The sequence below is a fragment of the Shewanella sp. LZH-2 genome (genome assembly GCF_016859145.1).
GTDB classification, from domain to species: Bacteria; Pseudomonadota; Gammaproteobacteria; order Enterobacterales; family Shewanellaceae; genus Shewanella; species Shewanella xiamenensis.
Genome location: NZ_CP069350.1, coordinates 4,058,113 through 4,071,750 on the forward strand (window position 1 = coordinate 4,058,113; position 13,638 = coordinate 4,071,750).

General features: G+C 47.0%; 13 protein-coding genes. 6 read left to right on the forward strand and 7 right to left on the reverse strand.

All coding sequences use genetic code 11. The features are described from left to right. Nucleotides 1–4: 4 nt before the first annotated feature. From JM642_RS17825 to JM642_RS20430, 3 genes are all read right to left on the reverse strand, one after another. Nucleotides 5–913 carry a zinc ABC transporter substrate-binding protein gene (locus JM642_RS17825; RefSeq protein ID WP_037414074.1) on the reverse strand — a complete coding sequence of 303 codons (909 nt, stop codon included), beginning with the start codon at nt 911–913 and terminating at the stop codon, nt 5–7. Then, complete coding sequence (locus JM642_RS17830; protein WP_144376593.1) at nt 897–2,078, reverse strand: hypothetical protein; 1,182 nt, start codon at nt 2,076–2,078, stop codon at nt 897–899. The genes JM642_RS17825 and JM642_RS17830 overlap by 17 nt, the downstream gene beginning before the upstream one ends. Before the next feature lie 81 nt (nt 2,079–2,159). Further along, nucleotides 2,160–2,450 carry a hypothetical protein gene (locus JM642_RS20430; RefSeq protein ID WP_037414078.1) on the reverse strand — a complete coding sequence of 97 codons (291 nt, stop codon included), beginning with the start codon at nt 2,448–2,450 and terminating at the stop codon, nt 2,160–2,162. A 244-nt stretch (nt 2,451–2,694) separates the two neighbouring features. Here JM642_RS20430 and JM642_RS20500 point away from each other — a divergent pair, with 244 nt between their 5' ends. Continuing rightward, entirely contained in the window at nt 2,695–2,820 is a 126-nt protein-coding gene (locus tag JM642_RS20500) for a hypothetical protein (RefSeq protein WP_011621366.1), read from the forward strand. A gap of 84 nt (nt 2,821–2,904) precedes the next feature. On the opposite strand, the gene JM642_RS17835 is transcribed toward JM642_RS20500, so the two are convergent. Beyond that, complete coding sequence (locus JM642_RS17835) at nt 2,905–3,234, reverse strand: hypothetical protein (protein ID WP_037414080.1); 330 nt, start codon at nt 3,232–3,234, stop codon at nt 2,905–2,907. Between the two features lie 221 nt (nt 3,235–3,455). Here JM642_RS17835 and JM642_RS17840 point away from each other — a divergent pair, with 221 nt between their 5' ends. Beyond that, entirely contained in the window at nt 3,456–5,108 is a 1,653-nt protein-coding gene (locus JM642_RS17840; protein WP_047536026.1) for a mechanosensitive ion channel family protein, read from the forward strand. A gap of 81 nt (nt 5,109–5,189) precedes the next feature. On the opposite strand, the gene JM642_RS17845 is transcribed toward JM642_RS17840, so the two are convergent. Then, on the reverse strand, nt 5,190–6,902 hold the full coding sequence (locus tag JM642_RS17845; protein WP_203432268.1) for a formate--tetrahydrofolate ligase: 1,713 nt from the start codon (nt 6,900–6,902) through the stop codon (nt 5,190–5,192). A gap of 239 nt (nt 6,903–7,141) precedes the next feature. Between JM642_RS17845 and JM642_RS17850 the strand changes: the two genes are divergently transcribed. Further along, complete coding sequence (locus JM642_RS17850) at nt 7,142–8,032, forward strand: aldo/keto reductase family oxidoreductase (RefSeq protein ID WP_203432269.1); 891 nt, start codon at nt 7,142–7,144, stop codon at nt 8,030–8,032. A gap of 68 nt (nt 8,033–8,100) precedes the next feature. Here JM642_RS17850 and JM642_RS17855 read toward each other — a convergent pair whose 3' ends face one another. After that, nucleotides 8,101–8,931 carry a MaoC/PaaZ C-terminal domain-containing protein gene (locus JM642_RS17855; RefSeq protein WP_080612392.1) on the reverse strand — a complete coding sequence of 277 codons (831 nt, stop codon included), beginning with the start codon at nt 8,929–8,931 and terminating at the stop codon, nt 8,101–8,103. Between the two features lie 658 nt (nt 8,932–9,589). Between JM642_RS17855 and JM642_RS17860 the strand changes: the two genes are divergently transcribed. Next, complete coding sequence (locus tag JM642_RS17860; protein WP_088586184.1) at nt 9,590–10,378, forward strand: methyltransferase domain-containing protein; 789 nt, start codon at nt 9,590–9,592, stop codon at nt 10,376–10,378. A 140-nt stretch (nt 10,379–10,518) separates the two neighbouring features. Here the strand turns inward: JM642_RS17860 and JM642_RS17865 are convergent, their stop codons facing one another. Next, a complete protein-coding gene (locus JM642_RS17865; RefSeq protein ID WP_203432270.1) occupies nt 10,519–11,415 on the reverse strand; it encodes a TraB/GumN family protein in 897 nt (298 codons plus the stop codon). 48 nt (nt 11,416–11,463) lie between these two features. Here JM642_RS17865 and JM642_RS17870 point away from each other — a divergent pair, with 48 nt between their 5' ends. Both JM642_RS17870 and JM642_RS17875 read left to right on the forward strand, forming a co-directional pair. Further along, a complete protein-coding gene (locus tag JM642_RS17870) occupies nt 11,464–11,772 on the forward strand; it encodes a hypothetical protein (RefSeq protein WP_047536014.1) in 309 nt (102 codons plus the stop codon). Nucleotides 11,773–11,870: 98 nt separating this feature from the next. Beyond that, on the forward strand, nt 11,871–13,625 hold the full coding sequence (locus tag JM642_RS17875) for a GGDEF domain-containing protein (RefSeq protein ID WP_069453668.1): 1,755 nt from the start codon (nt 11,871–11,873) through the stop codon (nt 13,623–13,625). The last annotated feature ends 13 nt before the right edge of the window (nt 13,626–13,638 follow it).

Below are 13,638 nucleotides of genomic sequence, written 5' to 3' on the forward strand. Positions count from 1 at the left end.
AGGCTTATTTCACCCCGTTTAAGAGGGTAATCGCGCTGTCGTAGAGGCTAAAGAGATCTTGGCTGCTATCGTTTCCACCTACAGACATAGGTAACATCAGTACTGGAAGATTCGCTTTTTCACCCAACCACTTAGCACCACGTTCGTCCTGATAGGACGCCACAACCACCGCAAGAATATCACCCTGCTCGGCACGGCTGAGCAGGCTTGCTAAATGGCCACTGGTCGGCGCTAGACCGGGTTTAGGCTCAAGATCAGCGGCTTGTTCAATCCCCAACCAGTTGAACAGATATCTAAAACTGGTGTGATAGGCGATGACCTTTTTACCCTTTAACGGTTTGGCTTGTTCTTCCCAACGAGGGATCGCCGCCTGCCAACGAGTGCTAAAGTCCGCTAAGGCCTTTTGATAATTAGCCGCTTCACTCGGATCAAGTTGACTCATCTTAGCGCTGAGCGCATTCGCGACGCTAAGCAAACGATGCGGATCGAAGTGGATATGCGGATTTCCCTGAGCATGCACGTCGCCCATGCTGCGATCCACACTCGCTAACTTATCTAAGGTATCGATTTGATCTGCGGCGAAAAATAGCCCTTGATCGGTAGAGCGAACCTTAGCGTTGGCTGACTTCATTTGCAGCATCGGCAGCCAACCGACTTCTAAATCGGCACCTGCACAGACCACCAGATCCGCTTGGCGCATTTTAGCAATCAAACTCGGGCGCGCCTGCACTTGATGCGGATCCTGTAAGGCCGTGGTTGCCGAATAAATGCTGGCGTTTGGAGCCAACTCTTTTGCCAATGCGGCATATTCGGGTTCGCAGGCAAACACATTCAGCTCTGCGTGGGCAAAGCCTGAACAAGCGAAAGACAGGGCCACTGCGGCCGCTTTAACAACATTAGAATTGATGCGCACCGTGAGCCCCCAGAGACATAATGTATTGAATAGTGAAAACATTGTCGTCTTCGATTCCATCGAAGTTAGTTCCCTTCTGATTGGTGTACTGGAAACGTACCGTCGAGAAATGGCTCGAATGCCACGCTAGACTCACCTCAGATTCCTTTAACTTCTGGCCATGAAAATGCTCGCCATGGAGCTCTTGGGTATCCACCTCGCCGTAACGCACACCCGCAGACCAGCTAGGAGTGAACTGATACACACTGCTCAGATACCAACCTTGATGATAGTCCTTGCTCGGTGCATCTTCGGGATGAAGATCGGTAGGCACAAAGTCAGTCACGCGGTAATACTCACCGCTTAACGTCAGGTTTTGGTATTTATAGTTACCATTTGGTGCCCATTTATACACAAAATCAGCACCATAGGTGTTTTTACCTGTGTAAGATGCCGCATGGCTGTGGTCATGACCTTCCTCAGCGGTTTCGTCTTCGTGCGCATCCCCTTCTTCATGGGCTGTGACTTGACCATTTTCGTTACGTAAGTAACTCAATCCCGCCTGCCATGAACTGTTATCCCCTATATCGCCACCGATTTTTGAATATAAGGTGTACACACCGACATTTTTAAACTCACGTTCGCCATGTTCATCGGCGGCGCGCATGCTGTCGCCCTTGAACGCTTCAGCGCCAATGGTCCAATACAGATCAGTTGGAGCAACAAAGTTTAAGCGCACGCCATCATCGAAATAGTGGCCGCCGAAAAATGCACGGTAAGCAATCGGACGGTCGGTGAATGAATCGGTATGTAAATGCTGGTTATTTAGATAACCGATATCCGACAGGAAACGTCCGCCACGGATGGAAAAACCCGCAGGCATTGCCATGGTTTGGATAAAGGCTTCTTCAAGATTAAGCTCGGTTTCACCATCATGCATCTCAACGACGGCGGTCACTTTGCCGTAGAACATGTCGTCAATATTGGCACTCATCGCCAACTCAGTTTCACCTAAACCAAATCCTTCGGCGGTTTCTGCCAATGGGCGTTCAGCCGTTTGATAATAGCCATTCAGCACCGCACTGATCGCTGGATTGGTTAAACTTGAGTCAGCAGCAAATAACGTCGGCGAAGCAAATGCGCACGCCAAGGCCACCAAAGAAATTCGGTTGTTAAAAACAGTCATGATATCTCCAAAATACAACTAGCACTCGATGACTAAGTTAAGTCATCAAGAAATACAATAAGTTAAAATATTAAAGTTGATTTAATGGAGAACAGGCGGCGCACGGCTTAGGTAAACACTGACGTGTTCGAAGAAGGTAACGGGTAAGACAAACTCACAAACATCAAATCGCTGTATCGCTAAATTTAGCGTCTGCGGAGCTGTGAACAGAATTTTATTTAGCTGATGTTGATGGAAGCAGAGCGTACAGTGCGTCTTCGCCCCATCATCAAGGTGAGTCACACTATGGGCTGAGGCAACAAAAGACAGCAGTATCAATACGGCGGCAAGCCATATCGAAATTGTGCGTCTTAAGTGACTATCTAGTCTCACTCAGTCGTCCCCATAGTAAAAAGTGGCACAAGTTTAAGTCAGGCCGCTAGTAAGTTGCAATAAGGTAATGGTCAAGCAATGCGTTACAAGATATTTACCATTGCAACTGATGGCACCTTAAAAAGAGCACATTATTGGCAAAAAGAGTTATTTAAGATTAGCTTAAGTCAGTGAATCTATTATGTGCCCAGTGTTATACAGGCTAAATATTTAATTCTATTCAACCCAGTAAAAGGCAACCAAAATGCTAGCATTCTTTCGTGAAAACTTAGGATTAATCTTAGGGATAGTGATTTTCGGCGCAGTCATTTTGGGCGGGATTTATTACGTAGAACACTCATTAGAGAGTCAAGAACAGGTTATTCAATAACAGGTTCACCCTGTAAAACAATGTCGAGTCTCAGTGGTAGGCCCCTAAACGGCTCGACAGGGTTAAACCAGTGTCATCCCATCTCTAGCGATACTTTTGCCGTTGATCGCTATCGTCTTGCTTCTCTGGTGCCTCAATCGTTTGCAGTTGATCCATAAAATGGCTCACCAGCAGCAACATTACACAGAAGATCATCACAGGGATCAAAAAATGCCGCGTCGAGGCATCGAAGTAACTGTATAAGCCCGTCAGGGCACTCGCATAAAAACCAAACAACTTTAACTTCAATAATTTAGGACTATGACCAAGCCACGCTGAACAATGGGGACATTGGACTTGGGCGTGAAAGCCCTTTCCGCGCTGCTGGGTAATTTGGGCAATTTTAATCGACTGATGACAATGGGAGCACAGCATGTAAAGTACATTCCTAACTATGGGGCGCTAAGTTTATCAGATCCTTATCCCATTCAGTCGAACTAATTAGCGTCGAGGTTTCAGAGCTTCATTCTATGGCCTAAAGCTGTAAACTGGCGCACAAATTTTAAACATTGTTAGTCTATTATGCTGTTGATATTTTACAGGGTTTAGCTCTACACCTATCATATACCTACCTCTTTTTGTGGAAGATAACGTCTATGCGCCGCTCGCTAATATTGATACTTGCCCTAAGCTTTCCACTACTGATGAGTGCCAAGGTATTCGCTGCAGATCCAGACCCCATTACGACCAGCCCAAGCGCTTCGGCATCAAACGAAACCCAAAGTGAATTAACCACACTTCAGACCGCCATTAAAGAGGACATTGCGCGCTTAGCTCAATACCAAGGTGAATTACGCACCATTGTTGAATATCGCATTCAAAATAAGACCTTACAGTTACGCAATAAGATTAAAGCACTCTTAGATGATAATACTTACGATAAAACTTTTATGCTGGCTCTAATCCAAGAGCAATTGCAGTTTAATCTGAAAATTAACGACTACTTTAATGATCTCATCACCAAGTTGTCTCAAAAACTTGGCACGGCGGATGATGAGGCCACCTTACTCGAGATCTCCAAACGTGAACTCGACAAAGACAATAACTACAAGCAACGGCTTGAGACCTTAAACTGGCTAACCCAAATTGGCCAAGATGTAACAGCTGAAAAAACACAGCTCACCCAACTCCTGCTTAACCGCGCCGATAACTTCGACAGCTTTGTCACTTACACCCAACAGCAGTTACAAAATGCGGTAAATGATGCCACCAATGCAGGGAAAGACGTTACCGCAGCGCAAACCAGTCGCGTGATACAACTAAAAGAACGTTTAGCACAAAACAGCCAGAGCCTCAGCACCAATATCGAGTTACTGGATGCACTAGGGCAAAATACCGCCTTGCTGAAAAAGACCTTGTTTAGTATTTCAGGTGATATTACGCAGGACGTATTAAACATTGATGTGGCATCGAGCTTAATAGAGCAATGGCTAAATACTGCGAAGGATCAAGCCATTAATCATGGACCAACATTGGTCTTTAAGTTATTTATCTTCTCTCTGATCCTGTTTGTCGCTGGCCTTGCAGGCAAACTGGTGAAAAAAATTGTCAGTAATACCGTTAGCAACTCTAAGTTGAATTTCAGCAAGTTACTACAAGACTTCTTTACCTCACTCTCGGGCAAGGCAGTATTTACTATCGGCGTACTGATTGCTTTATCCCAGCTTGGTATCGAATTAGGCCCCTTACTGGCTGGCTTTGGTATCGCGGGCGTGATCATCGGTTTTGCCCTGCAAGATACTCTATCCAACTTCGCTTCAGGCATGATGATTTTGATCTATCGTCCGTATGATGTCGGCGATTTGATTAATGCGGCTGGCGTATCGGGGCGCGTTAGCCATATGAGCCTAGTCTCTACCACCATTAAAACATTAGATAACCAGAGACTTATCATTCCCAACAATAAGATTTGGGGGGATACCATTAATAATATTACCGCCGAGCACCAGCGCCGAGTCGACATGACATTTGGCATCGGCTATGGCGATAGTATTGAGCAGGCCGAAGCGGTACTAAAATCGATTGTTGAGGCGCATCCTAAAGTGCAAAAAGTACCGGCTCCACTCATCAAGTTGCACGTATTAGGAGAATCCTCGGTCGACTTTATCGTCCGCCCTTGGGCAAAACCAGAAGACTATTGGGATGTATATTGGGATATCACCCGTGAGGTGAAAATGCGCTTCGATGCTGAGGGTATCAGCATTCCTTTCCCACAGCGCGATGTGCATATTTACCAAACCAGTAAATAGTCTTTCGTCAAAGCAAATTCTTAACAAAAGGCGCAATCTTTGATTGCGCCTTTTCATCTTTACATTCAAATGGCTAAAAAACTAACCTAATCCAGTAATCTCACCATCAGCGGTGATATCTATCTTTAAATAACCAGGGGTTAACCCAAGCCCTGGCATAGTCATCACGTTACCTACCAATGCTGTTATAAACCCAGCCCCCGCATGCAGAACCAATTCACGCACGGGTACCATAAAGCCTTGAGGGACACCTTTAAGCTGAGGATCGTGGCTAATGGATAAGGGTGTTTTCGCCATGCAAACAGGTAAATGCCCATAACCAAGCGAGTTGAGCTCCTGTAATTGCAGCTTAGCCGCATCGGATAAGCTCACCCCTGCGGCGCCATAACCCACTTCAGCTAAGGTCGATAATTTAGCTTCTAAGTCCATATCATCAGGATATAACAACCGAAACTCGCTTGGCTGCTCACAGGCACGGATTACGGTTTGTGCGAGGCTAATGGCTCCCATTTCACCTTGGCTAAAGGCCTCGCTAAGTTCGCAACCAAATGCCGCGGTAGCACTTACAGCCTCAATTAACCAGTTAAGCTCGGCGTCCGTATCGGTGGCAAAGCGATTAATCGCCACCACAACGGGAATACCGTAACGCGCTACATTGTTGATATGCCAGTTTAAGTTGGCAAAACCCGCCTCGAGACGGACTTGGTCTGGTGCATTAATATCCGCATCGGACGTTAGGCCACTATTGGCCTTAAGTGCTTTCAAAGTGGTCACCAATACGGCGGCGCTCGGGGTTAACCCCGACTGACGCGCCTTGATATTACAGAACTTTTCAAAGCCCATATCGGAACCAAACCCACCTTCGGTCACCACAAAATCGGCTAATTTTAAGGCAATATCATCAGCAATCACCGATGAGTTGCCATGGGCGATATTGGCAAAGGGACCCGCATGAATTAGACAAGGGGCACCGTTTAAGGTCTGCATTAAAGTGGGTTTTACCGCCTCCGCCATAATCGCCGTCATCGCACCTGCGACACCCAGATCTTCCGCGCTAATGGTTTCCCCTTGACGATTAAGGGCTAGTACTAACTTACCTATACGTACGCGCATATCCGCCAGATTGCCGCTCAGCGCCAGAATCGCCATTAACTCTGAAGCGGCAGTAATATCAAATCTTGAATGATAAGCGGGACCATTGTTTTCACCCAATCCCACCTCAATTTCCCGCAAGCAACGGTCGTTATGATCAACCACCCTGTGCCAACGAATACCCTTAGGATCAATATCTAAATACCTTAATCCCGATTGACGCTCATATTCCGCCCGCCCCAAACGCGTCTCATGGTAAAGCCGAGAAGCAATCGCCGCCGCCCCAAGATTATGTGCGCTACTCACAGCATGAATGTCGCCTGTTAGGTGCAAATTCAGCTCCTGCATGGGCACCACTTGGGCGTAACCACCGCCTGCGGCGCCACCTTTCACCCCAAATACAGGCCCCATACTGGGCTGGCGAATACAGGCACAGACTTTGTTGCCGAGCGCCTTGAGCGATTGCGTTAAACCAATAGTCGTCACGGTTTTGCCTTCACCATGGGGCGTTGGCGTCACTGCGGTCACAATAATCAGCTTCCCCTTTGGTTGCCCGGCTAAGCGCTGCTGTACTTGTGGCTCCACCTTAGCTTTGGTATGACCAAATAGCTGCATCTCTTCGGGCAACAACCCAAACTCTGCACCAAGTTGTGCGATATCTTTTAGATGCGCGCGGCGCGAAATCTCCATATCGGTTAGCATGGGTAATATTTTCCTCTGGAACTTTGGTATACAAACTTTTATAGGAAATGAGTATACGGAACAAAAGCGTGCAAACAGTTTGTATCAACCACCGCTGATTGAATATGGCGGATAGTAGGTGATTAGCTTTAAGATATATAGCCATCGAAAGGGTTAATGAGCGATTCCTTAATCTGCATCAAATAAATCGACCAAGGCCCTTCACCCTACAAAATACAGATTCCCAAAAGAGAAACAACATGAACGGATCCCCTTTTACTTTTTCAGAGTTTGTTGCCGGCTTTTGGCGAATGCACAGTTGGCAAATGTCACCCGCCGAGCGACTTAACCTGATAGAACAATATTTAGACCTAGGTGTGACCACTATGGACCACGCCGATATTTACGGCCAATACCAGTGCGAAACCCTGTTCGGCGAAGCATTAGCGCTAAAACCAGCATTAAGACAGCAGATGCAATTAGTGAGCAAATGCGGCATAAAACCCGCATTCAATTGCCGTCCCGAGCGCTACGTGAACCATTACGACACCTCCAAAGCGCATATTATTGCCAGCGTGGAGCAATCACTAAAGTCGCTTAAAACCGATTATTTAGATCTGCTGCTGATCCACAGGCCCGATCCTTTAATGGACGCCGATCTAGTGGCCGATGCCTTTGCTGACTTAAAACAAGCTGGGAAAGTGCAACATTTTGGGGTATCTAACTTCACCAATGCGCAGTTGTCATTATTGCAGTCGAGATTAACTGAGCCCTTAGTCACTAATCAGCTGGAGATCTCTCCGCTAATGATGGCGAGTTTACACGATGGCAGTCTCGATTTATGTCAGGAGCGGCGCATTCGGCCGATGGCTTGGTCATGTTTGGGCGGCGGAAAAATCTTTGACAATAGCCATCCACAGGCCATTCGCTTGCAACAAACCTTAGCAGTCATCGCCGATGAGATTGGCGCCCAAGATATCAGCCAAGTGATTTATGCTTGGGTGCGGATGTTACCGAGTCGACCCGTACCGATTATTGGCAGTGGTAATATCGCGAGGATAAAAACCGCGGTGGCCGCGCGGACGCTCACATTAGATCGGCAGCAATGGTTTAGTATCTGGCAAGCATCAACCGGACACAGCGTGCCTTAACCCGCGCAAATCCCCCTCAAACAACACCAACAATAACGGCGCACTTGGCGCCGTTATCTTGATCATGCTTAAAGCTGTACTTCACCACTGAGGTGCGGTCTACGACCTTTACTGTCTCGCAGCTCAAACACCCACTTGTCTGGCGACTTTTCGTAACCAAATCCCACTTCAGCGGGCATCAGTAACGGCAGCTTAAAGGCAACATCGACCACAAAGGGGCGCTCACCAATCTCAGGCATCAATTCCGCTAAGCAGCGCGCCTTAGACCACATACCATGGGCCAGCACTCGGTCAAAACCAAAACGTTTCGACAGCACGGGATGCAGGTGGATCAGGTTATAGTCACCCGACGCTTTGGCATAACGACGACCTAAATCTTCACTCAACTCCCATGATTGAGGCGAGTCCCAAGCCATTTCAAGTGCCTTTGGTGGACGGACGCGACGACCGGCAGTCTCTATGCGATAGAGGTAAGTCGATAGCGATTCCCACACCAATTCTTCGCCCACAAAGGCCTTAGAAACAAACTCAAACTCTAAGCCCGAATCAGTTTCACGGCTGGTTGTTAGCGCGCATTCCAGGGAAAACACGTCATCGACCGTGGTAGGGCGATAGACTTGAATACGGTTCTTTAAATGGATCATCCCAAGTAACGGGAAGGTAATGCCATCATGGGTAAAAATCACCGCGTGCAGGCGAAATGCCATCACATAAAGGTAGGTGGGAGGTAATATTTTACCGTCGAAATCAAAACCACACACTTGCGCATATTGGCTGACTTTTGCCTCGGACACCTTCACATTGGGCGCGCTCACCTTGATATAAGGCAGCGGCTGTTGATCCCAACCGGGTTTACGGCCAAAGAAAATCTTGCGATAAAGAGAAAACAGCGACGGCATCGCGTTCAATTCAACACAATATGCATTATTCAAGTCTGAGTACCTTTTAATTAACTATCCCTATGCACGGATAGCCAGCAATACCCCCGGACAGATGCATAACATCTGGAAAATCAAAAAATCACGAGTGTAAAACAGGCAAAACAGTGTCTTAAAAGGGCTGATGCTGACTCTCCGAATGGACAATTATACCCAAACAACCTGAAGATGAGGATTCAGCGGGAATGTAACGCTCTTTAGGCAAGGCGGTTGTTTGCGGACCTAGTGGACTAAGTTAAAAATAACCAACACAGCATAAAGAGCGTTAAAACCCGCCGAGACGGAGCGCCTAGGGCACTCCACTTCGGTGTTGCATCAATTCACAAGGTGTTCACATTCCTTCATTGATGCGCCTTGAATTGAAGCCCCCTAGACGCTCTGAAACTCATATCTTCAGGTCGCTTGGGTATATTAGAGTCAGGTTTATCGAAAACGGCATGATTATACCCTAGAGGATCGAGTTCTGGGTATCCCTAAGTAAAGTAGGATTTTTTACTACCTTTAAAATCAAAAAGTTACACTCAACTCCTAAAGCAACAATCATCGCAGCTACAGGAAAAGTGCGAAAATATGCCGCCTGTGCGACACTATCGCCCCCAGTCTTTAACTTAGTTAACCCGTGCAAGATAAGAATTTCGATAAACTCGCGCAAAAATTCGCGAAGAATATTTATGGCACGCCTAAAGGTGAAATCCGTGCTGCCGTGCTATGGCGCGATCTTGCTCCTGCATTAGCGCAATTTGGCGATAAAAAATTACGAATTTTAGATGCCGGCGGCGGTTTTGGTTACTTCAGCCAAAAGCTAGCACGCCTCGGACATGAAGTCGTGCTGTGCGATATTTCCGCTGAAATGCTCGCCCAAGCGAAAGAGCAAATCGATGCCAGCGACACGCCATTGGCCATCAGCTTAGTACATTCGCCCATTCAAGCCTTATCGATTGCTGAACATGGCATGTTCGATCTTATCCTTTGTCATGCTGTGGTTGAATGGCTAGTCGATGCCAAGACCACCATGGAAGGCTTATTGACCATGCTTAAGCCCAATGGGCTGTTTTCGCTGATGTTTTATAATAAAGAAGCGATGCGATTCCATGCGCTCGTGTCGGGTAATTTCGACTATGTAGCTGCCGATCTAAAGGTGAAGAAGAAGGTGCGCCTCACGCCAACGCACCCGCTTTATATCCATGATGTTAAACAATGGTTTGCCGAATGGCACATGACCCTGCTGCGCGAGTCGGGCGTGCGAGTCATTCACGATTATTTGAAAAAACAGCAAGCTGCGGATTTTGACTATCAAAAACTGCTGGCGATGGAGCTCGAATATTCGCAACGCGAGCCCTATATTTCGCTCGGTCGTTATGTGCATTTTTTAGGGCAAAGCGCTGCAACGTCCCAAGCATCTGAGTAATATCGCGAAATAATACAGGACGCCTTGGCGTTCTGTATTATTAAATCACCCGATGATTTGTTCCTAACTCAGTGCACCAAGTGCGTTAAAACTCAGAGTCCCAAGCACAATCCCAGTCAAATCACTAAATATCAGTATGATCAGTCACATTGCTCACGCCAACAGGCGGTTACTGTCGCGCCCTTCTGCTTAAGGAGTTGCACCACACTCTTATCGCCAACCACATGGCCCGCTCCCACCACCACAAATAAAGGCTCGCTAGCAGTTACTGAACCCATCAATCTTATTATCCCATCAGCCATGACTTTATTACGCTGCCAGAGAATTTTATCCAGCATCTGTGTATCACCCTCGCCACCCAGTTGCTCCTGCATTAGCGTATCCAGCGCGGCTTCATCACCACTGCGCCATGCATCAACCAGTGAGAGCAGCTCAGCATCCGGCGCATCAATAGCTTCACGTACCATTGCCCACTGGATTTGACTATCGAAGGAGGCAAGTAATTGAAACTGAGACTCAGCCGTCTCTAACTCATAAACGGGCTTATCCCCGCGCCCAAGCAACTGCATGTCGACACCATAATCGGTGCTAAAACCTAAGCCATTGTAGCGTAATAGATTAAGTTGAGATGCCTGTAGCCAAGGCGCGAAAGCTTGAATTGACTGACATAAACTCGCTTTATCCACACAATATTGGTTCATTGTAGTGACTGTTTGTTTATCTCTACTTTGCCAATCAAGCCCTTGCGCTGAATTTGCCATACCGTATTTTTGCAATAAGGCGCGGCTATCAACCTTATTCATATCGATTTCGACAACAAGTCCTTTGGATTTGGCGAACGCCGCCTCAACTTGTGCAGGCATAGGATAAAAATCAGCACGACCAATATGAATAGAGCCCAGCAAATAAGCAGATTTCCCCTGCCATTGCACACGATAAAATGGCGGCTTATCTGTCGATGCAGCCCAAGTTATCCCATCTGCAAACAGCGTAACACTTAAGAGTACGAGTAATAGTCGCCACCGACTTGTTGCCATATCCTTTGCCCCTTATAATTCCTGCAAATTTTGCAATGAGACGCTGTTATGCCACACACTAAGGTTATAGAGCAACTGAAAGAAAATCTTCAAATCGCCTATCGCCAAGCCATCGATGCCGACGCTAAGTTAGATGAATTGAAAAAAGCTGGCCATGGAAAATTCACGAGTATCTTTACAGCCGAACAAGGGTTTATGGTTTCAAGCAATCGCTTTTTGCCATACGTGCAAGAACTGGTCGATGACTTAACTAAATTGCAGCAACACAGTAGCCTTGACCCCGTCGCACTCGAAACCTTAGTGCGTCAACTGGCCGCGCTGCTGCAAACGCTGCACGCCTTTAAAAAGCAAAGTTAATTCCATTTCCACGAGTGGATTTTCAGCCGCACAAATTGTCATCATTTTGTCATTTCTAAGTCATAGACTCCGCAAACATTGTTGCGGGGGCAGAAGTAATGACGAGTTTAGATCTAGCACAAGAGCTTGATAAGATAATTGCGAAGGGGGCAATCAGCCCCCTATTTCAGCCCATTTTCAATATATTGGAACATAAGATCCACGGCTTTGAGGCGCTCAGTCGTGGGCCAGAACACAGCCCACTATATTCACCCGTTCCCCTCTTTAAAACCGCTGAACATCAAGGCAAGTTGAGTGAGTTAGAAACCTTATGCCGCCGTATTGCGCTGGAGCAATTTAAGCTACGTCAGTTTCAAGGGCGTTTGTTTATCAATATTTCCCCAAAAGCCCTGCTCGATCCGGCTCACCCTAAAGGTATGACGCTGCAACTGTTGCAACAACTCGGGATTTCACCCTCACAAGTGGTAATTGAGCTGTCGGAGCAATATCCCGCCGATGACATTGATTTACTCAAATCTTGCCTGAATCACTATCGTAGCCAAGGATTTATGACGGCTATTGATGATTTAGGTGCAGGCTATTCGGGTTTACGGCTGTGGTCAGAGTTATCCCCCGACTATGTAAAAATCGATCGGCACTTTATCCACCAAATTGATTCGACCCCAGTTAAACAAGAGTTTGTGCGCTCGATTGTCGAACTCTGTCAAAGCCTTACTTGTAAAGTGATTGCCGAAGGAATTGAAACCCAAGAAGAACTAGCCGTACTTAAACAGCTAGGAATTGTTTATTGCCAAGGTTATTTGCTTGGACGTCCAGAGGCACAACCAAGTCGCGCAATGAAAGCGACCTTAGTCCCTAACAACACCCAAATTCAGCCAAGATATAGCGAATCCGCTGAAAGCCTCTGTACCAGTGCAATAACAGTGGTGCCGACACTCAAGCTGAAGCACCTAAGCGACACCTTTAGCGCCCAACCCACCTTACAAGCTGTCGTTGTGGCGCAAGATCAACTGCCGCTGGGGATTATTAGCCGAGCAACTCTGCTCGAACTTTTCAGTACCCCCTATGGTCGGGCGCTTCATGAAAATCATGCGGTTAGCGAGGTGATGGATCACCAAGTGCTACAAATTGAAGCTAACGAACCGCTCTCCATTGTGAGTCAGTTATTGACCTCAGAGAGCGCCAATACCGTCGCCCAGCAATTTATTATTCTGCGCCGTGGCAAGTTGCTCGGCATTGGCCACACCAAAGATTTGCTCCAGCGGATCACAGAGCACAGGATCAAAATGGCAAGGCATGCCAATCCCTTAACGGATTTACCCGGTAATGTGCCGATCCAAGAAGAACTAAAACGTCTCAGAACTCAACAAAAGCCTTTCTACTTGGCCTATTTTGACCTGTGTCAGTTCAAGCCTTACAACGATATTTACGGCTTTTGCCGCGGCGATGAGGTGATCTGCGAGGTCGCCAACCTATTAGTGAAATACAAGACGGACAACTGCTTTATTGGCCATGTGGGCGGCGATGACTTTGTGGTGATCAGTACCTGCAATCAACTTATCGATCGTTGCCAACGGATATTGACGGATTTTGAAACCAATAAACCTCTCTTCTATAGTGCCGAACATTGGCAAGCCCAAGAAATGCTGGCAGATGACAGGCAAGGACAAGCTTGTTATCACAAGTTGATCAGCCTATGCGTCGGCGTACTCACACCAGCCCATACCTTTAACTGCAATGAACACAGCCTATCGACCTTAAGTGCCAAGGCAAAAAAACAGGCAAAATCCGCAAGTAACGGATTTTGCCTGTTAGAAGAACAAGAAGAGACTCTTCAAGCCTTGAGTGCTTAGATGGGACTAATGC

What these genes read in the sequence shown, in the direction of transcription:
- JM642_RS17830 (WP_144376593.1), bottom strand. Translation starts at nt 2,078, where the DNA reads ATGACTGTTTTTAACAACCGAATTTCTTTGGTGGCCTTGGCGTGCGCA.
- JM642_RS20500 (WP_011621366.1), top strand. Translation starts at nt 2,695, where the DNA reads ATGCTAGCATTCTTTCGTGAAAACTTAGGATTAATCTTAGGGATAGTG.
- JM642_RS17835 (WP_037414080.1), bottom strand. Translation starts at nt 3,234, where the DNA reads ATGCTGTGCTCCCATTGTCATCAGTCGATTAAAATTGCCCAAATTACC.
- JM642_RS17840 (WP_047536026.1), top strand. Translation starts at nt 3,456, where the DNA reads ATGCGCCGCTCGCTAATATTGATACTTGCCCTAAGCTTTCCACTACTG.
- JM642_RS17845 (WP_203432268.1), bottom strand. Translation starts at nt 6,902, where the DNA reads ATGCTAACCGATATGGAGATTTCGCGCCGCGCGCATCTAAAAGATATC.
- JM642_RS17850 (WP_203432269.1), top strand. Translation starts at nt 7,142, where the DNA reads ATGAACGGATCCCCTTTTACTTTTTCAGAGTTTGTTGCCGGCTTTTGG.
- JM642_RS17855 (WP_080612392.1), bottom strand. Translation starts at nt 8,931, where the DNA reads ATGCCGTCGCTGTTTTCTCTTTATCGCAAGATTTTCTTTGGCCGTAAA.
- JM642_RS17865 (WP_203432270.1), bottom strand. Translation starts at nt 11,415, where the DNA reads ATGGCAACAAGTCGGTGGCGACTATTACTCGTACTCTTAAGTGTTACG.
- JM642_RS17870 (WP_047536014.1), top strand. Translation starts at nt 11,464, where the DNA reads ATGCCACACACTAAGGTTATAGAGCAACTGAAAGAAAATCTTCAAATC.
- JM642_RS17875 (WP_069453668.1), top strand. Translation starts at nt 11,871, where the DNA reads ATGACGAGTTTAGATCTAGCACAAGAGCTTGATAAGATAATTGCGAAG.